We start from the raw sequence: 18,723 nt of genomic DNA on the forward strand, positions 1-18,723 counted from the left end.
GTCAGCTCTCGAAGTTGTCGCGGACCAGCCGGTCGAGCAGGCGGACGCCGAAGCCCGAGCCCCAGGAGCGGTTGATGTCGCTGTCGGGGCTCGCCATCGCGGTGCCGGCGACGTCGAGATGCGCCCACGGGGTGTCGGCGACGAAGCGCTTCAGGAACTGCGCCGCGGTGATCGCGCCGCCGTAGCGGCCGCCGGTGTTCTTCATGTCGGCGAAGCGGCTGTCGATCTGCTTGTCGTACTCGGGGCCGAGCGGCAGGCGCCACAGCTTCTCGCCGGAGGCCTTGCCGGCGGCGGTGAGCTTGTCGGCGAGGCCGTCGTCGTTGGAGAACAGGCCGGCGTGCTGGGTGCCGAGCGCCACCATGCAGGCGCCGGTGAGCGTCGCGAGGTCGACCATGAAGGCCGGCTTGAAGCGGTCCTGGCAGTACCAGAGCGCGTCGGCCAGCACGAGACGGCCCTCGGCGTCGGTGTTGATGATCTCGATGGTCTGGCCCGACATCGACTTCAGGATGTCGCCGGGGCGGTAGGCGTTGCCGTCGGGCATGTTCTCGACGAGGCCGAGGATGCCGATGGCGTTGACGCGCGCCTTGCGGCCGGCGAGCGCGCGGATGGTGCCGATCACGGCGGCGGCGCCGCCCATGTCGCCCTTCATGTCCTCCATGCCCTGGCCGGGCTTGATGGAGATGCCGCCGGTGTCGAACACCACGCCCTTGCCGACGAAGGCGATCGGCTGCTCCTTGGCCTTGCCGCCGTTCCAGCGCAGGATCGCGAGCCGGGCCGGCCGGGCCGAGCCCTGGGCGACGCCGAGCAGCGCACCCATGCCGAGCTTGCGCATGTCCTTGTCGGTGAGAATCTCGACCTCGACGCCGACGCTCTCGAGACGCTGGGCCTCCTCGGCGAACTCGACCGGACCGAGCACGTTCGGCGCCTCGTTGACGAGGTCGCGGGCGAGCTCGACGCCGGCGGCGACCTCGGCGAGGTCGGCCCAGGCCTTCTTCGCCTTGGCGTGGTCGTCGACATGGAGGACGATCTTCGGTGCCGGCGCCGGCTCGTCCTTCTTGCGGGTCTTGTGCTTGTCCCAGTCGTAGGCGCGCAGACGCAGGCCGAGCGCGAATTCGGCGACCAGCGCCGGATCGAACGCCGCCCCGTCGGAGCGCTCCAGGACCACCGACACCTGCCGCGCCTTCATCTCGCGCAGCTTGCCCATCACCGCGCCGCCGAGCTTCAGCATGCCCTCGGCCGAGAGGTCGGCGAGCGGGCCGACGCCGGCGAGGACGACGCGGTCGACCTCGAGGCCGGTCGGCGCGACGACGTCGAGGAAGCCCTGGGCCTTGCCCTTGTAGTCGGTGGCGGCGACGGCGCGTGCGATTCCCGGGGCGGCCTCGAGCAGCGCGGCGCCGGAGGGACCGAAGGCGCCGCTCTCGTCGGCGAGGAGGACGACGACGCCCGAAGTCGCCTGCGCGGGCTTGGCGACGGTGATGCTCGGTAGCGGTGCCATGATGACGCTGTGGATTCCCGTGGATCGGATGCAGCGGCGCGGGTCGCGCCGGCGAGAGCGGGAAGGTGGCGCTTTGCGGCGGCGAGGGCAAGCACCCTTCGACAAAGGCCCCTGCGCCGCCGTTCGCGGGTCCTTCACGGCCAGTTGGTCGACGGCCCCCTTGCGTTCCGACCGTCGGGCCGGCCAAACATCGTCGCGAACCGCCGGGCGCTCGACCCGGGACTCGGGCGGGCGCGGACCGTGGACGGGCGATGGGACGGATCGGCAGGTACATCTTCGTGCGCAGCGCCGTCGCCTTCTCGGCGGTGGTGGTGACGCTGACGGCGATCGTCTGGGTGACGCAGGCGCTGCGCCGCTTCGACCTCGTCACCGCCAAGGGTCAGGCGATCCTGGTCTACCTTGGCATGACGCTGCTCGCGGTGCCCTCGCTGGTCGCCTATGTCGCGCCCTTCGCGCTGGTGGTCGGCGCGGCCATGGTGCTGAACGGCCTGCACGGCGACAGCGAGCTCGTCGCCATGAACGCGGCCGGCGCCTCGCATCGGCGCATCCTGACGCCCTTCCTGGCGCTGTCGCTGCTGGTCGCGGCGCTGTGCGGCTGGATCGCGCTGTGGTCGGGGCCGCAGACGCTGCAGAGCCTGCGCGACGTCACCAACGCCATTCGCGCCGACATCGTCGCCAACGTGGTGCAGCCCGGCCGCTTCATCGACATCGACGACGACTTCACCTTCCACATCCGCAACCGCGCCGGCGACGGCTCGCTCGAGGGCCTGTTCATCCACGACGGCCGCGACCGCCAGTACGAGTACACCTATTCCGCCGAGCGCGGCCGGATCGCCGAGATCGCCGGCCGCACGCTGATCGTGATGGAGAAGGGCACCGTCGAGCGCACCCGGCGCGCCGAGCGGTCGAGCACCTTCGTCGAATTCGGTTCCTACGCCTTCGACCTCACCGACCTCGTGCCCGCCGACACCGGCAAGTCCTACCAGCTCAACGAGCGCACCATCGGCGAACTCTTGACGCTGCCGGCGAACGATCCGACCGTCGACGGCAAGCCGGCCAAGCTCACCGCCGAGATCCTCGGGCGTCTCGCCACCCTGCTCTATCCGCCGGCGATGATGCTGGCGCTGTTCCTGTTCATGGGCTTCCCGAAGACGACCCGCAGCGGCCGCGTGCTCGCGATCCTCGGCGGCCTCGGCGCCGCCAGCCTCGTCCGTCTCGCCGGCTTCGGCGTCGCCGGCGTCGCGGCGGCGGACGAGACGCTGGCGATCCTCGCCCTCGCCGTCCCGGCGGCGATTCTCGCCGTGCTCGGCGTCTGCGTCTTCTTCGGCATCGAGCCCTTCGTGCCGCGCTTGGTCGCCCGGCCGCTGATGGCGCTGGGCGACGCCTGCGGCCGCCTCGCCGGGCGCTTCGGCGTCAAGGGAGGCGCGCGATGATCCTCGGCACCCTCGGCCGCTATTTCGGGGCGGTGTTCCTGCGCTGGATCGGCGGCCTGTTCCTCGGGGCGGCGCTGCTCGTCTTCCTGATCGACGTGCTCGAGTTGATGCGCACCCGGCTCGACGACGCGCCGGAGGCCTTCCTCGGCCTGCTCGCGGTGTCGGCGCTGCGCGTGCCGCTGATCATGGAGCAGGTGCTGCCCTTCGCCGTGCTGATCGGCTCGATCGCCGCCTTCGTGTCGCTGTCGCGGCGTTCCGAGCTGGCGGTGGCGCGCGCCTCCGGCCTGTCGGTCTGGCAGTTCGCGGCGCCGGGCGTCGCGCTGGCGCTGGCGCTCGGCGTCCTCGCCACCACGGTCTACAATCCCGCCGCGGTGGCGATGAAGGTCGCCTCCGATCGGCTCGCCGGCGAACTGGTCGGCCGCGCCGCCTCGATCCTCAGCGAGCAGTCGAGCGAATCGTGGCTGCGCCAGCGCACCGCCGAGGGCGACGCCATCCTCTGGGTCGGCGGCGTCGCCGACGGCGGCACCACGGTGATCGACCCCGTCGCCTGGCAGTTCGACAAGGACGGCCGGCTCGAACGGCGGATCGAGGCACCCGTGGGCCGGCTCGGCGAGGGCACCTGGATCTTCGAGCGCGCCACGGTGGTCGACACCGACGGCACCCCGCGCCGCGAGGCGGAGTTCCGCCTGCCGACGGCGTTGACGCCCGACCAGGTACGCGGTCGCTTCGCCTCGCCGGACAGCGTGTCGTTCTGGGCGCTGCCGGGCACGATCGGGCGCGCGGCGGCATCGGGTCTGCCGCCGTACAGGTTTCGTTTGCAATTCCATGCGCTTCTATCGAGACCGCTGCTCCTCGCGGCGATGGTCCTGATCGCGGCCACGGTCTCGCTCGGGTCCGCCCGTTCGGGGGGTACGGGGCGGATGATTCTCGGTGGCGTGGTCGCGGGCTTCATGCTTTATGTGATCACCGAGATCGCCCGCGACCTGGGTAGCGAAGGGCTGGTTCCGGCCGCCCTGGCCGCCTGGGCGCCCGCGGTCGTGGCCACGTGGTTGGGTTCGACCGTCCTGTTGTTCCGGGAGGATGGGTGACGTTGCGTAGATCCGTCGGCTCCCGACTCCCAGCGGGACGGTCCCGCGCCCTGTGCGGGGTCGCCCTCGCGGCACTGATCGCGGCGTCGGGCGGGGCCCATGCGCAGGAGCAGGCGGCCGGTGCCGGCCTCGTCGACCTCGTGAAGGCGCAGGCGCCCGCCGGCGACGCGCGCATGCTGGTCGAAGCCGACAGCGTTCTCTACGACATCGACAGCCAGAGCATCGCCGCCGTCGGCAAGGTGGTGATCTACTACGGCGCCTACACGCTCCTCGCCGACCGCGTCGACGTCGACCGCAGGACCAAGCGCGTCACCGCCACCGGGTCCGTCGAACTCTCCGACGGCGACGGCAACGTGGTGCGCGGCGACAGCGTCGACCTCACCGACGACCTGCGCGACGGCGTCGCCGAGGGCCTCGAACTCGTCACCGCCGACCGCGTCGCCTTCACGGCGCGCAAGGCGACGCGCGCGGCCGACGACGTCACCACCTTCGAGGAAGGCGTCTACCAGCCCTGCGTCGACTGCAACGGCGAGAAGGGGCGCAAGCCGATCTGGCAGATCCGGGCCAACCGGATCATCCACCGCCAGGGCGAGCGCACCATCACCTTCGAGGACGCCAAGTTCGAGTTCCTCGGCGTGCCGATCGCCTGGGTGCCGCGGCTGACGCAACCCGATCCCTCCGTGAAACGCCTGTCGGGCTTCCTGATGGCGCGGCCGACCTATTCGGAGAAGCTCGGTTTCGGGCTGTCGGTTCCCTATTTCTGGGCGCTGGCGCCGAACACGGACGTGACCTTCTCGCCGGGCTACTACACCCGCCAGGGCGCCTTCGCGGATCTCGAGTTCCGCCACCGCACCATCGACGGCGCTTGGTCGATCCGGCTCGCCGGCCTCAACCAGTCCGATCCGAGCGTGTTCGGCGACCTCTCCGGCAACCGCGACTGGCGCGGCGGCGTGCTCTCCAAGGGCGAGTTCGCCCTCAACGAGCGCTGGAAGTGGGGCTGGAACATCGGCCTCGCCACCGATCGCTCGTTCTTCTCCGACTACGACCTGCCGGCGCCGAGCAGCTCCGACGCCGTCACCAACGAGCTCTACCTGACCGGCGTCGACGGTCGGAACCGCTTCGACGCCCACGCCTACGGCTTCTTCGTCCAGCAGGAGGACAGCACCGAGGCCGGCGCGCTGCCGCAGGACCTCGACCTGCAGAGCAAGCAGGCGCTGGCGGTGCCGGTGATCGACCATCAGGTCTACGCGCCCGAACCCGTGCTCGGCGGCGACTTCTCGGTCACCAGCAACTTCACCACGGTGACGCGCCAGCGCACCGACGTGTTCGAATATTCCGACGGCACCACCCGCCTGCGCGGACCGGCCGGCACCTATTCGCGCGGCAGCATCGATGCGCTCTGGCGGCGCCGCTTCGTCGACGGCATCGGTCAGGTCTTCACCCCCTTCGCCTACTTCCGCGGCGACGTCTTCTTCAGTGCGCCGAAGGGCGACGGCGTCTCGAGCCCGTCGTCCGAGACCGAAGTCCGCGCCATGCCGGCGGTCGGCCTCGAGTACAGCTACCCGATCCAGATCCTGTCGCCGGTCGGCAGCCACGTGATCGAACCGGTGGCCCAACTGATCGTGCGCCCGAGCGAGACCGAGACGGCGAGCCTCGCCAACGACGACGCCCAGAGCCTCGTCTTCGACGCCAACTCGCTGTTCGACTACGACAAGTTCTCCGGCTACGACCGCGTCGAGGGCGGCACCCGCGCCAATCTCGGCCTGCGCTACGTCGGCCGGTTCGACAACGGCATGACGGTGTCGGGCGTCGCCGGCCGCTCCTTCCTGATCGCCGGCCAGAATTCCTTCGCCACCGACACGCCCTACGACACCGGCGAGGACTCGGGCCTGCAGACCGATTCGTCGGACTGGGTCGGCTCGCTCGGCCTCAACACCAACCGCGGTCTGCTCGCCTACGTCTCCAGCCGCATCGACGGCGACGACCTGTCGCCGAACCGGCTCGAGGCGCAGCTGATCGGCCTCTCCGGCCCGCTGACGACCGCCCTCACCTACGCTTTCGTGCGCAAGCAGCCCGACTACGGCCTCGACGAGGACCGCCAGGAGCTCCAGGCCTCCGGCAGCCTCCGGCTCGACGAGAACTGGCGCGCCTTCGGCTCGGTCCGGTTCGACCTCGTCAACGAGGAAGTGGTCCGCCACGCCTTCGGCGTCGCCTACGACGCCGAGGAGTTCTCGGTGTCGCTCAGCTACGCCGAGGACCGCTCGACCGAGGACACCGTGCCGGACCGCACCGTCTACCTGCGGCTCGGGCTGCGCACCCTCGGCGACGCCTCGACCTCGATCGACGGCAACAACTGAGCGCGGCACCCCCGACCGGCCATGTTTCGGTCGGAAAACATGTGCAATTTCGGGCATCCTGATCTACAAGACCGTTCACCTTTGAACGGCCCGATCGCCCCTGAATCGCCATGGACGGACACATGACGCGCCCGACGTCGCCCCTGAAGACGCTCCTCGCCGCCGCGGCCGTCGCCGTTCTCGCGCTCGGTGCGCCGGCGACGCCGGCCCTGGCGCAGTCGTCCTCGATCAAGGTGGTGGTGAACGACGACGCCGTCACCTCGATGGACGTCTCCAACCGGGCGCGCCTTCTGCAGATCGCCAACAAGCTCGCCCCCGCGGCGGCGCAGAAGGCGGCCCTCGAGGAGCTCGTCAACGACACGCTCCGCCTGCAGGAGGCCAAGCGTCGCGGCATCGTCGTCCCCGAGGCCATGGTCGATCAGGCGATCTCGGAGATCGCCGGCCGCTCCAAGATGAGCCCGGCGCAGTTCGCCCAGGCGCTCGGCGGCGCCGGCGTCAACATCCGCACCCTGAAGGACCGCATCCGCGCCCAGATGGCCTGGGGCCGGGTGGTCCGCGCCAAGGTGCAGCAGTCGGTCCGCCAGGAGCAGGACGACCTGATCGCGCAGATGCGCCGGCAGGAGAAGTCCGCGTCCGACCTCTCCGCCGAGGACTACGTGCTGCAGCGCATCGTGTTCACGCTGCCGTCCAAGGCCGGCGCGGCGGACGTCGACCGCCGCCGCAAGGAGGCCGAGAACCTGCGCGCCCGCTTCAAGGGCTGCGACAGCGGCATCGCGCTCGCCAAGCAGCTCCGCGAGGTCGCGGTGCTCAACGTCGGACGCAAGCTCGCCAGCGAGGTTCCCGCCGGCTTCCGCGACATGCTCAAGGAAACGCCCGAGGGCGGTCTGACCAAGCCGTCGGTCGCCGACAACGGCATCGAGATGTTCGCGGTCTGCCAGAAGATCAAGGTGCAGGGCGAGAGCGCGGTCTCCGCCGGCCTCGACGCCGAGACGCTCAACGACCAGGGCAAGAAGGTGTCCGACCAGCTGACGCAGGAGCTGCGTCAGAAGGCCAACATCACCTACCGCTGATGACCGCGGACCCGGCCGCGCCGCCGCTGGCGGTTTCCGTCGGCGAGCCCGCCGGCATCGGCGCCGAGGTCGTCGCCATGGCCTGGGCGCGCCGTGCCGTGGCCGGACTGGAGCCCTTCTACCTCCTCGCCGATCCCGCCTTCGTCGCCGCGCGCCTCGCCCGTGCCGGCATCGCGGTTCCGATCGCCGTGGTCGAGCCCGAGACGGCCGCCGCGCAATTCGCCGACGCCCTGCCCGTGGTGGCGGTCGACGGCGCCATGGGCGACCGGCCGGGCCGGCCCGATCCCGCCGACGCCGCCGCGGTGATCGCCGCGATCGAGACCGCCGTCGCCCACGTGCGGGACGGCCGCGCCGGCGCGGTGGTGACCGCGCCGATCCAGAAATCCAACCTCTACGCCGCCGGCTTCGCCTTCCCCGGCCACACCGAGTTCCTCGGCGCCGTCGCCGCGCGCCACTGGCCGGGCGCGCCCTGCGACCCGGTGATGATGCTGGCCGGGCCCGAGCTCTCCACCGTGCCGGTCACGGTCCACGTCGCGCTGAAGGACGTGCCGCGGCTCCTGACCCGCGAGCGCATCGTCGCGGTCGGCCGCATCGTCGCCGGCGACCTCGCCCGCCGATTCGGGATCGCCGACCCGCGGATCGCCGTCGCCGGCCTCAACCCGCACGCCGGCGAGGACGGCACCATGGGGCGCGAGGACCTCGAGATCGTCGGCCCGGCGGTGGCGGATCTGAAGGCCCTCGGCATCCGTGCCTCCGGCCCGTACCCGTCCGACACGCTGTTCCACCGCCGCGCCCGCACCGGCTACGACGTCGTGCTCGGCATGTACCACGACCAGGTGCTGATCCCGGTGAAGACGATCGCCTTCGACGAGACCGTCAACGTCACGCTCGGCCTGCCCTTCGTGCGCACCTCGCCCGACCACGGCACCGCGCTCGACATCGCCGGCCGCGGTGTCGCCGATCCCGCCAGCATGGTGGCGGCACTGGCGCTCGCCGGCCGGATGGCGGCGACCGGCCGGACGGGAGCGCCGACGTGAGTCAAATCGACGACCTGCCGCCCCTGCGCGAGGTGATCGAGCGCCACGGCCTCCAGGCCCTGAAGAGCCTCGGCCAGAACTTCCTGCTCGACCTCAACCTCACCGCCCGCATCGCCCGCACCGCCGGCCGCATCGACGACCTCGCGGTGGTCGAAGTCGGTCCGGGTCCCGGCGGCCTGACGCGCGCGCTGCTCGCGGTCGGCGCCGGCCGCGTGGTCGCGGTCGAGCGCGACCGGCGCGCCATCGCCGCGCTGGAGGAGGTCGCCGCGCATTATCCGGGCCGGCTCGACGTGATCGAGGGCGACGCCCTCGCCATCGACACCGCGGCGCTCGGCGACGGCCCGGTCGCGATCGTCGCCAACCTGCCCTACAACATCGCGACGCCGCTCCTGACCGGCTGGCTCTCGGCCGAGCCGTGGCCGCCGCGCTGGCGCGTCATGGTGCTGATGTTCCAGAAGGAGGTCGCCGACCGCATCACCGCGGCGCCCGGCGACGACGCCTACGGCCGCCTCGCCGTGCTGACCGGCTGGCGGGCGATCGCCACGCAGATGTTCGACATCTCGCCCAAGGCCTTCGTGCCGCCGCCGAAGGTGACCTCGACCGTGGTGCACTTCGAGCCGCGGCCGGCGCCGCTGCCGTGCCGGCGCGAGAGCCTCGAGGCCGTCACCGCCGCCGCCTTCGGGCAGCGCCGCAAGATGCTGCGCCAGAGCCTGAAGGCGCTCGGCGTCGATGTCGCCGCCCTGGTCGAATCGGCCGGCCTCGACCCGACCGTCCGCGCCGAGACCGTCCCGGTCGCCGGCTTCGTCGCCCTCGCCAACGCCTGGGACAAGCTGCGCGGCGGGCGCGCGCCCGGGGGCTGAGGCCGCGGTCGAGCGCCGTTTCGACGTGGAAGACGGCCCGATCGGTCCCGCGAGCCGACGTGCCGCGGGACGTTCCGACGACGCCCTTGCCAGCCGGCCCGAACCCCACTATAAGCCGCCCCGTTGGGCGCCCTTCGTCTATCGGTTAGGACACTAGCCTTTCACGCTGGAGAGACGGGTTCGATTCCCGTAGGGCGTACCACCCCAACATTTCCCTGTGATTTCAACGAGCGACGAACGGCTTTTCAAGCCGTTTCGCAACCTGCTTATCAGCCCTTCTCGGACGACCGCCGCGCCATCGCGTCGGCGATTCCAGTCGCGCCGGTCCGGCGCAGGCCGTCGACCGCGCCGGCGTGGTCGCGGGCGTCGCGATTCTGGCTGAGCTTCGATTTGGCGAGCGTGCGGACGATGTCGATCCGGAAGGCGACGATCGCTGCGAGCATCCGGTCCATGTAGTCGGCCGGGGCGTCGGCCATGCGCCAGGCGTCGGCGCCGTTGAGGCGGCGTTCGTGATGGCGGGTCAGGAGGCCGACGGCGGCGCGCTTGGCCTTGTCGTCGTGCTGGAACGCGATGGTGCCGTGGACGTGGACGACCTGGTAGTTCCAGGTCGGGACGTGGCGGTGGTGCTCGGCCTTGCCCGGATAGAAATTCGGCGACACGTAGGCATCGTCGCCGCGGAAGATCGCCAGCACCTCCTGCCCCTCGGCGATCTCGCGGTGCATGGCGTTGGCGAGCGCGCAATGGCCGATCAGGGAGCCGTCGGCACCGACGAGCAGCGGCAGGTGGTTCGCGACCAGCCCTGACGCCGTCTGCGCGACCACGCAGGCGAGCGGGAAGGCCTCGAGCAACGCCGCGATCGCGGCGGCGTCGGTCTCGGCGAAATGGGCGGGCACGTACATGGATCCGAATCCCCCGGGCTCACGGTCGATGCACGATCGTCGCCCGGGACGTCGGCACCGTGAAGGCGGCGCCGACGGCAAACTCCTGTTCCGCGACGGTGCGGAAAGCGTCAGTCCGCCAGCATCTTGCGGACACGCGCCTCGAGCCCCGAGGCGAAGCGGTTCACCTCCTCGGAGAGCGACGCGACCACCTCGGCCGCGCTGCGCGTCGCCGCCGCCTCGTCCGCGACCCGCACGATGGTGGCGGCGACGTCGGTCGCGACGGCGCGCTGTTCGTCGGTGGCGGCTGCGACTGCCGAAGAGATGCCGGCGATCCGCTGGACGCCGTCGATCGTGGTCGTCACGGACTGGGAGGTGCGCGTCGCCTCCGATTGGATCCGCCCGATTCGCTGGGTGATGTCGCCCGTCGACTTCGCGGTCTGGTCGGCGAGCGCCTTCACCTCGGCCGCGACGACGGCGAAGCCCTTGCCCATCTCGCCGGCGCGCGCCGCCTCGATGGTGGCGTTGAGGGCGAGCAGCTTGGTCTGCGCCGCGATGCTGTTCACGACGTCGAGGACCTCGCCGATGCTGCCGACCGCCGTGACGAGCTCCCGGAGCTGTTCGCGGGTCGCGGTGGTCGCCTCGCCTACTTCGCCAGCCTGCACCGCGGTTTCGCTGGTGCGCTGCGCCACCTCGGCGATCGCCGCTGCCTGCTCCTCGCCCGCAGCGGAGACCGTCGACGCCATGGCGTTGAGCTGCGAGGCGGTGGAGACCAGTTTCTCCGCGGCTGCAGCGACCCGCTTGGCGACCTCCTCCAGCCCTTCCACGGTCGCCGACAGCTCCTCGGCCATCTCGGCCTTCTCCGTCACGATCGACCAGATCAGCAGCGGGCGGCCCGCGACGTGGCTGATCCTGAGATCGAGATATTCGGGTCCGACACGGATGCGCGCGTGATGCGGCACGCCGCGTCCGACGATCTCCCGCTGGTGCATCGGGCGCTTGTGGAATACGTCGATCGAGCTGCCGATCAACTGGTCGGCGGAGATCGGCAGGTGCGCCTCGAGACGGCGCAGCAGCGTCTTCGAGGTGGTATTGGCGTAGTCGATGACGAAGGTCGCGGGATCGCAGGTCATGACCGCGATCGGCAGGTCGTCGAGGGTGGCGAGCAGCGCCTCGGTGCGGCGGCGCTCGGCGCGGCGGGACGGCACTTCGATCGCCGTCTTGACGAAGCCGGCACCGTCCTGCATCGGCGAGTAGGTAGCCGCCAGCGTCACCAGCGAGCCGTCCTTGCGGAACCGCTCGAACTCGCCGGCCTGGATCCGCCCCGCCCTGAGATTGTTCCAGAACTCGGCATAGGCGGGCGAGTCCGCATAGGCGGGATCGCAGAAGATCCGGTGGTGCTTGCCGATGATCTCCTCGGCGCGATAGCCCATCGTCCGGAGAAAATTCTCGTTCGCCTCGACGACCTTGCCGGACGCGTCGAAGCGGATGACGGCTTGTGCCTTGCTGATGGCGTCGAACTGCTCCGACGTTCCCTTGACAGAACGAAAGTTGAACACGACTGGCTCCGGGGGAAGAAGCGTGCCGGCCGATCGTCCAGCACGAAGGAAATTTGCTTCCCTAGGGAACAGTTCGCGCATTAATACATCATGAAGATGAAAGCTAATGTGGATCACCGCCAAATTTGCGAATGATTACCGTTACATCGCTCAAGTTGACCCAAACGACCGGTGCACGGGTTATCGCCGTCGGTCACACGGAATACGCGGTAAAATTGTCAGATCTGAAGCGGTGGCACGACCCACCATCGGTAGTCCTGTCCGCGATTCCACCTATCACTGCCGGACTCGACGCATGTGCGCATGTACGAATGTTTTCTTGTGGACCTCGTCGACCATGGCGCAGCGGCGACGCGACGATCGCCGCGACGACGCCGGCGGCGCCCCGTCCGCTCACCGCGACAGGCGCGGCGGCACGGCCCGGGCGTAGAGCGTCTTGAAGCTGTCGACGACCGATTCGGCGCTCGTGGCGAGGTGGTAGAGGTCGCCGCCACAGCGCTGCAGCGCGTAGGTGGTGTCGGCGTGGCGGTCGCCGTTGCGGCCGAGGAGGCTGGGCATGCCGAGCGTGGCATCGTAGCCCCAGTCCCCGGTCAGATCGAGATAGGGGACCTGGACGACCCCGACCTTGGCGTTCTGCATGCGCAGGGTGTCGCAGACCGTCGGATCGAACTCGCGGACGTAGTCGCGCAGCGGCGTATCCCAGGTCCAGGTGCGGTTCGGGTCCTGCACGCCGTCGGTGAGCATCATGACGAGCTTGATCGCCTTGGCCCGCGACGTGCCGTCGCCACCGCCGCCGATCAGGCCGGGGATGGTGTCGGCATACGTCCACCAGCGTGTTCCACCCACGGTCTCGCCGGACGTCTGGGGGGCGGCCGGCAGGTTGGCGCGGACCTGCACCATGTCGGTGGTCAGGGCGAGGTTGCGGCGCAGGGAATCGTCGAAGGTGTAGATCTGGACCCGGGTGTGGCCGACCGTGTCGATGTCCTCGATGTAGTCCGCGAAGTTCAGGACGCTTTGGCGGATCAGGTCGTAGCGCAGCGTGACCCCGTTGGCGGCGGCCCAGGCGAAGGAATCGGCGCCCGGGTTGTCGTGGCAGGCGAAGGCACAGCGGACGTTGGCCACGAGGCGGTCGATGTCGGCGGCGGTGGCGCCGAGTGCCATCGAGCCGGACGTGTCGACCAGCAGGGTGACGTCGACGTAGGGCGTCGACGTGCTCTCCGACGACGACGACAGCGTGAAGTCGATCCTGTCGACGCCGATGATCCCGAGGAACGAAGTCGGCACCGAGACATCGGCGGTGGCGGTGACGGTGGAACCGAGGCCCGACGTCACCACCTCGGTACGGGCGTCCGCGAGCAGGCCCGTGGCATTCGACGAGGCGATGTAGGAGTCGACCGACGCGCTCGCCACCTTGGTACGCGCGGCGTCGGTGGCGGCGCGGCTCTCCATCAGGTTGGCCGCGGCCGTGACGACGGCCGTGTCGAGCACGCCGAGCGCGTAGTCGCGCTGACGGACGGCATACCCGTAGTCGATGGCACACCCGACCGCGACGATGATCACCAGCATCGCCACGGCGAAGATCAGCGACACGGCGCCGCCCCGGTTCCCGGCGAGCCGACCCAGCGACCTGGAAACCGACCGCGGCGGACGGGGGGCAGGCGGCTGTGGCGTCAACACGAGGCTCCGGCAACGATGGCGGGTACACATGCAGCTTGCAGCAAGTTCTTGAAGATTCCCTTAGCCAAGTGCCTGTGGATCCTGCGGTATCGGGGCGTCGACCGCCCTTCGTGCAGCATCGCCCGCTTCGATCCCACGCCGTAGGGAGGTTCTCGCCGGCCGCGCCGTCGGCTATGACGGTCGCGACCCGAAACGGAGACGACCGCGGCCGTGCCCTCCCCCGCCGACGACCTGATCACCATCCGCGACCTCGTGCGCTACGCGGTGTCGCGCTTCAACGCCGCCGGGCTCTCCTTCGGCCACGGCACCTCGAGCGCGCTCGACGACGCGGTCTTCCTGGTGCTGGAGACGCTGAAACTACCGATCGACGAACTCGATCCCTGGCTCGACGCCCGCCTCACCTGCGCCGAGCGCGAGACGATCGTCGGCCTGATCGAACGTCGCGTCGACGAGAGGATCCCGACGCCCTATCTGGTCGGCCGCGCCTACATCCAGGGCATTCCGTTCCACGTCGACGAGCGGGTGATCGTGCCGCGCTCCTTCATCGGCGAACTGCTGGTGTCCAGCCTCGTCGGTGGCGAAGGCTTCGCGTTGATCGACGACCCCGAGGCGGTGACCTCGGTGGTCGACATCTGCACCGGGTCCGGTTGCCTCGCGATCCTCGCCTCGCGGCTGTTCCCCAACGCCGAGGTCGACGCCGTGGACCTCTCGCCGGACGCGCTCGAGGTTGCGGCGATCAACGTCGAGACGCTCGGCGCCGACACGGTGCACCTCCACCAGGGCGACCTGTTCGGGCCGTTGGCCGGGCGGCGCTACGACCTCATCGTCACCAACCCGCCCTATGTCGAGGCGGAGGTGATGGCGGAACTGCCCGAGGAATACCGGCACGAACCGGAGATGGCGCTCGCCGGCGGCCATGACGGCCTCGACGTCGTGCGCCGCATCCTCGCCGCCGCACCCGACCACATCGCGCCCGGCGGCGGCCTGATCTGCGAGATCGGCACCGGCCGCGAGATCCTCGAGGCCGAGTATCCCGACCTGCCCTTCCTCTGGCTCGACACCGAGGAATCCGAGGCCGAGGTGTTCTGGCTGACCGCCGAGGCGCTCGGCGTCGCCTGAAGAGATATGCCGCCGACGCATGCCGACGGCATCAAGTGCGCCTAGTTATGTGCTGAGCGAGGCGCCATGGCGAATTTTCCGGCCGGATCCGCCGGCCGCGGCGCCATGCCTATGGACACGCCACATTCCGCGGATCACAGTCCACGTGACATCGCCGTGACGCACGGTCGGCACTTCGAGCCGCGCCGACTGCGCGAAACGGTTCCGGACCGACGCGCCGTTCGCCGAAATTCCTCCTCTCGCGACGGCCGATCAGGGATGACGAGCCGATGAACGTGACGCCGGACATGACCAGGACGACGGCCTCCACGGCGGAGCCGCGCGCCGCCGACGCGGATTCGCTGAAGCGGGCGATCGTCGAGAAGCTCGCCTACGTCGTCGGCAAGGATCCCGGCCACGCCACCCAGAAGGACTGGTGCACGGCGCTGTCGATGGCGGTGCGCGACCACGTGGTCGACGCCTGGTTCGACGCCACCCGCCGCGGCTACGCCACCCGCCGCAAGCGGGTCTACTACCTCTCGATGGAGTTCCTGATCGGCCGGCTGTTGCACGACGCCGTCTGCAACCTCGGCCTCGAGGACGCCGTCCGCAAGGCCGCCGCCGACCTCGGCATCGACTACGACGCCCTCGTCGGCCAGGAGAGCGACGCCGCGCTCGGCAACGGCGGCCTCGGCCGTCTCGCCGCCTGCTTCATGGATTCGATGTCCAGCCTCGGCATCCCCGCCTACGGCTACGGCATCCGCTACGAGCACGGCCTGTTCCGCCAGCGCTTCCACGACGGCTGGCAGGTCGAGGAGCCGGAGGACTGGCTGGTCTCCGGCCACGTCTGGGAGTTCGAGCGGCTCGAGGTCGCCTATCCCGTCAAGTTCGGCGGCCACATCTCCTTCGACGGCCACGGCCGGACCTATTGGCACGCCGACGAGACCGTGCTCGCGGTCGCCTACGACACCCCGATCGCCGGCTGGACCGGCCGCCACGTCAACACGCTGCGGCTGTGGGCGTCGAAGCCGGTCGAGGTGCTCGACCTCCGGCGCTTCAACCACGGCGACTACGTCTCGGCGGCCGAGAAGACCATCCGGGCCGAGACCATCAGCCGCGTGCTCTACCCGGACGACACCACGCCCGAGGGCAAGGAACTCCGCCTCAAGCAGGAGTTCTTCTTCACCTCGGCCTCGCTGCAGGACCTCGTCCGCCGCTTCGTCTCCGAGTTCGACGACATCCGCCAGATCGCCGACCACGTCGCGATCCAGATGAACGACACCCACCCGGCGATCGCGGTCGCCGAGCTGATGCGCATCCTCGCGGACGAGCACCGCCTGCCCTTCGCGGAGGCGTTCGAGATCACCCGCAAGTGCCTGAGCTACACCAACCACACGCTGATGCCGGAGGCGCTGGAGCGCTGGAGCGTCGGCCTGTTCCGGCGGGTGCTGCCGCGGCACATGCAGATCATCGAGTGGATCGACTACCACCACCTCGCCGAGGTGCAGGGCCGCAACGTACCCGTCTCGCTCGACGACATCCGCATCATCGAGTGGGGCAACGAGATCAAGATGGGCAACCTCGCCTTCATCGGCTCGCACCGGGTGAACGGCGTCTCCGCGCTGCACACCGAGCTGATGAAGCAGACGGTGTTCCACGACTTCCACACGCTCTACCCCGACCGCATCGTCAACGAGACCAACGGCATCACGCCGCGCCGCTGGCTCTACGAGTGCAACCCGGGCCTGCGCGGCCTCCTGATCGACGCCATCGGCGACGGCTGGGTCGGCGACCTCTCGGAGATCGAGAAGGCGGTGCCGCTCGCCACCGACGCCGCCTTCCGCGAGCGCTTCGCCGCCGCCAAGCGCGCCAACAAGATCCGGCTCGCCGCCGAGATCAAGCGGCGCATCGGGCTCGACGTCGACCCCTCGGCGCTGTTCGACATTCAGATCAAGCGCATCCACGAATACAAGCGCCAGCTGCTCAACATCCTGGAGACGATCGCGCTCTACCAGGCGATCCGGCGCACCCCGGGGGCGGAGTGGACGCCGCGGGTCAAGGTGCTCGCCGGCAAGGCGGCGCCCGGCTACCACATGGCCAAGCTGATCATCAAGCTCGCCAACGACGTCGCCCGCACCGTCAACGCCGACCCGATCGTCGGCGACCGGCTGAAGGTGGCGGTGCTGCCGAACTACAACGTCAGCCTCGCCGAGGTGATCATCCCGGCCGCCGACCTCTCCGAGCAGATCTCGACCGCCGGCATGGAGGCGTCGGGCACCGGCAACATGAAGCTGGCGCTCAACGGTGCGCTCACCATCGGCACCCTCGACGGCGCCAACGTCGAGATCGGCGAGCGGGTCGGTCCGGACAACATCTACATCTTCGGCCTGACCGCCGAGAATGTCGCCGAGATCCGCAAGACCGGCTACAACGCCCGCGCCACCATCGAGAACGACCCGACGCTGCGCGCCGTGCTCGATTCGATCGCCGCCGGTGCCTATTCGCCCGACGATCCCGGCCGCTTCAACGAGTTGCTCGACCGGATGTGGAACGTCGACTGGTTCCTCGTCTCGGCCGACTTCCAGGCCTATTTCCAGCGCCAGCGCGAGGTCGACGTCGACTACCGCGACGCCACGCGCTGGACCGAGCGGGCGATCCTCAACACCGCCAAGGTCGGCTGGTTCTCCTCCGACCGCACCATCAAGGGCTACGCCAAGGACGTCTGGGACGTCGACACCTTCTGACGCACGCGGCGGGCGGCTCTGCCCACGGCGGATCGGAACGGACGCGGAGGCCGGTATCCCCAGGGGTACCGGCCTTCTTCGTTCGAGGCGGCGGTTCGGTAGGGAGAGCGGGCGGACGGCGAAGGATGCGCGGCACCGGAGTGCAACCTGCGGAGAAATCATGCGGGCACGCATCCCCGACGTGATGAGCCGGCTTTTCAATTGCAGAGCCGGTGAAGAACGCTCTGCCTGCCGTGACCGATGCCAACGCCCTCCGATTGAAGTCGCCTCGACCCGCCGCCGCACCTCGCCGAGACACCTCGTTTACCCCCCGTCAACCACTGTGGCCGGACACTGGAGCGATGCGAATCCGGTGCGCCGCGCGCCGGTCCGGGTCCCGGGGGCCGCCATGACCGACGCCGACAAGCCGCTCCACGTCATTCCGCAGTTGGAGGCGGTCGCCAATCTCAAGGCCAACCCGGCGGCCTATTGGCGCTCCACCGTCGGCCGGGTCAACAACGGGCACCTGCGCACCTGGATCGCCCCGAAGGTGCTGCTCGGGCCGGACGATCCGGTCTACGCCATCGGCTCCTGCTTCGCGCTCGAACTCGAGAAGGCGCTGCTCGGCCGCGGCCACAAGGTGCTGAGCGCGCTGTCGCCGGACGATCCGTTCCTGATCCGCGCCTATCTCGCCCGCTACAACGTGCCGTCGATGGCGCGCGAGTTCGAGCGCTGCCTCGTCGACCCCTGCCCGATGCGCGACGAGGACCTCGCGGTCGCCCTGCCCGACGGCAGCTACCGCGACGGCCACTATTACGCGCTCGACCGGCTGCGCAACATGAACGCGCTGTCGAACAAGCGCGCCGCCGCGCGCAAGTCGTTCCGGCGCATCCGCGAGGCCAAGGTGGTGATCCTCACTCTCGGCCTCAACGAGGTCTGGTACGACCCTGACGCCGGCGCCTATCTCAACACCTGCGTCGACCTCGACCTGATCTCGGCCAAGCCTCGGCTCGAGGTGCACGTGCTGTCGGCGGCGCAGAACGTGCGCCATCTCGAGGCGATCCGCGACCTGATCCGCACCCACATCCCCCACCCGGTGCAGATCATCGTCTCGGTGTCGCCGGTGGCGCTGTCGGCGACCTTCTCGATGGACGACGTCGTCGTCGCCAACATGCGTTCGAAGTCGATCCTGCGCGCCGCCGCCGAGGAGTTCTGCGCGCGCCACGACGACGTCCACTATTTTCCGTCCTACGAGATCTCGATGTGCTCGGACCTGCGCGAGACCTTCCAGCAGGACGGCCGCCACGTGAAGCCGACCATGGCGCAGCACATCATCCGCACCTTCAACGCGGTCCACATGGGCGGCCTGGGTATGGACGCCGTCGAGGAGGCGCCGCTCGCCGCCACCGGCTGACCAGATCCTGCGATTCCGCTCCCCGAAACGAAGA

At 69.8% G+C, this 18,723-nt stretch carries 13 protein-coding genes and 1 tRNA gene; 10 read left to right on the forward strand and 4 right to left on the reverse strand.

Annotation, left to right across the window (positions count from 1 at the left end; genetic code table 11):
• Position 1: 1 nt before the first annotated feature.
• Positions 2 to 1,495: a leucyl aminopeptidase gene (locus EDD54_RS03190; RefSeq protein ID WP_126536639.1), complete on the reverse strand. Its 1,494-nt coding sequence runs from the start codon at positions 1,493 to 1,495 to the stop codon at positions 2 to 4.
• Between the two features lie 251 nt (positions 1,496 to 1,746).
• On the opposite strand from EDD54_RS03190, the gene EDD54_RS03195 reads away from it, so the two are divergent.
• The 7 genes from EDD54_RS03195 (at position 1,747) to EDD54_RS03225 (ending at position 9,542) form a co-directional block, all read left to right on the forward strand.
• A complete protein-coding gene (locus tag EDD54_RS03195; RefSeq protein WP_126536637.1) occupies positions 1,747 to 2,928 on the forward strand; it encodes an LptF/LptG family permease in 1,182 nt (393 codons plus the stop codon).
• Positions 2,925 to 4,016 carry an LPS export ABC transporter permease LptG gene (lptG, locus tag EDD54_RS03200; protein ID WP_126536636.1) on the forward strand — a complete coding sequence of 364 codons (1,092 nt, stop codon included), beginning with the start codon at positions 2,925 to 2,927 and terminating at the stop codon, positions 4,014 to 4,016. The genes EDD54_RS03195 and lptG overlap by 4 nt, the downstream gene beginning before the upstream one ends.
• Positions 4,017 to 4,018: 2 nt before the next feature.
• Positions 4,019 to 6,373 (forward strand): LPS-assembly protein LptD, encoded by a 2,355-nt coding sequence (locus EDD54_RS03205; RefSeq protein WP_126536635.1) that lies wholly within the window; start codon positions 4,019 to 4,021, stop codon positions 6,371 to 6,373.
• A gap of 122 nt (positions 6,374 to 6,495) precedes the next feature.
• Positions 6,496 to 7,443, forward strand: a complete 948-nt coding sequence (locus EDD54_RS03210; RefSeq protein ID WP_165644305.1) for a SurA N-terminal domain-containing protein — start codon at positions 6,496 to 6,498, stop codon at positions 7,441 to 7,443.
• The gene (gene pdxA, locus EDD54_RS03215; RefSeq protein WP_126536632.1) at positions 7,443 to 8,480 is read left to right on the forward strand and encodes a 4-hydroxythreonine-4-phosphate dehydrogenase PdxA; all 1,038 of its coding nucleotides are present in this window, start codon (positions 7,443 to 7,445) and stop codon (positions 8,478 to 8,480) included. The genes EDD54_RS03210 and pdxA overlap by 1 nt, the downstream gene beginning before the upstream one ends.
• Entirely contained in the window at positions 8,477 to 9,340 is an 864-nt protein-coding gene (gene rsmA / locus EDD54_RS03220; RefSeq protein ID WP_126536630.1) for a 16S rRNA (adenine(1518)-N(6)/adenine(1519)-N(6))-dimethyltransferase RsmA, read from the forward strand. The genes pdxA and rsmA overlap by 4 nt, the downstream gene beginning before the upstream one ends.
• Before the next feature lie 127 nt (positions 9,341 to 9,467).
• A tRNA-Glu gene (locus tag EDD54_RS03225) sits at positions 9,468 to 9,542 on the forward strand.
• Positions 9,543 to 9,609: 67 nt separating this feature from the next.
• Here the strand turns inward: EDD54_RS03225 and EDD54_RS03230 are convergent.
• The 3 genes from EDD54_RS03230 to EDD54_RS03240 all read right to left on the reverse strand — a co-directional run bounded on the left by EDD54_RS03230 (position 9,610) and on the right by EDD54_RS03240 (position 13,367).
• On the reverse strand, positions 9,610 to 10,239 hold the full coding sequence (locus EDD54_RS03230) for an FMN-binding negative transcriptional regulator (protein WP_126536628.1): 630 nt from the start codon (positions 10,237 to 10,239) through the stop codon (positions 9,610 to 9,612).
• A 110-nt stretch (positions 10,240 to 10,349) separates the two neighbouring features.
• Positions 10,350 to 11,777: a methyl-accepting chemotaxis protein gene (locus EDD54_RS03235; RefSeq protein WP_165644306.1), complete on the reverse strand. Its 1,428-nt coding sequence runs from the start codon at positions 11,775 to 11,777 to the stop codon at positions 10,350 to 10,352.
• A 393-nt stretch (positions 11,778 to 12,170) separates the two neighbouring features.
• Positions 12,171 to 13,367, reverse strand: coding sequence for a Tad domain-containing protein (locus EDD54_RS03240; RefSeq protein WP_165644307.1), 1,197 nt, complete (start codon positions 13,365 to 13,367; stop codon positions 12,171 to 12,173).
• A gap of 297 nt (positions 13,368 to 13,664) precedes the next feature.
• On the opposite strand from EDD54_RS03240, the gene prmB reads away from it, so the two are divergent.
• From prmB to EDD54_RS03255, 3 genes are all read left to right on the forward strand, one after another.
• Entirely contained in the window at positions 13,665 to 14,573 is a 909-nt protein-coding gene (gene prmB / locus EDD54_RS03245) for a 50S ribosomal protein L3 N(5)-glutamine methyltransferase (RefSeq protein WP_126536622.1), read from the forward strand.
• Positions 14,574 to 14,842: 269 nt separating this feature from the next.
• On the forward strand, positions 14,843 to 17,296 hold the full coding sequence (locus EDD54_RS03250; RefSeq protein WP_207620215.1) for a glycogen/starch/alpha-glucan phosphorylase: 2,454 nt from the start codon (positions 14,843 to 14,845) through the stop codon (positions 17,294 to 17,296).
• 388 nt (positions 17,297 to 17,684) lie between these two features.
• Positions 17,685 to 18,689: a GSCFA domain-containing protein gene (locus EDD54_RS03255; RefSeq protein WP_165644308.1), complete on the forward strand. Its 1,005-nt coding sequence runs from the start codon at positions 17,685 to 17,687 to the stop codon at positions 18,687 to 18,689.
• Positions 18,690 to 18,723: the final 34 nt, after the last annotated feature.

Source organism: Oharaeibacter diazotrophicus, assembly GCF_004362745.1.
GTDB classification, from domain to species: domain Bacteria; phylum Pseudomonadota; class Alphaproteobacteria; order Rhizobiales; family Pleomorphomonadaceae; genus Oharaeibacter; species Oharaeibacter diazotrophicus.

Coding starts and splice junctions, on each gene's coding strand:
- EDD54_RS03190 (WP_126536639.1), bottom strand. CDS start 1,495: ATGGCACCGCTACCGAGCATCACCGTCGCCAAGCCCGCGCAGGCGACT.
- EDD54_RS03195 (WP_126536637.1), top strand. CDS start 1,747: ATGGGACGGATCGGCAGGTACATCTTCGTGCGCAGCGCCGTCGCCTTC.
- lptG (WP_126536636.1), top strand. CDS start 2,925: ATGATCCTCGGCACCCTCGGCCGCTATTTCGGGGCGGTGTTCCTGCGC.
- EDD54_RS03210 (WP_165644305.1), top strand. CDS start 6,496: ATGACGCGCCCGACGTCGCCCCTGAAGACGCTCCTCGCCGCCGCGGCC.
- pdxA (WP_126536632.1), top strand. CDS start 7,443: ATGACCGCGGACCCGGCCGCGCCGCCGCTGGCGGTTTCCGTCGGCGAG.
- EDD54_RS03230 (WP_126536628.1), bottom strand. CDS start 10,239: ATGTACGTGCCCGCCCATTTCGCCGAGACCGACGCCGCCGCGATCGCG.
- EDD54_RS03250 (WP_207620215.1), top strand. CDS start 14,843: ATGAACGTGACGCCGGACATGACCAGGACGACGGCCTCCACGGCGGAG.
- EDD54_RS03255 (WP_165644308.1), top strand. CDS start 17,685: ATGACCGACGCCGACAAGCCGCTCCACGTCATTCCGCAGTTGGAGGCG.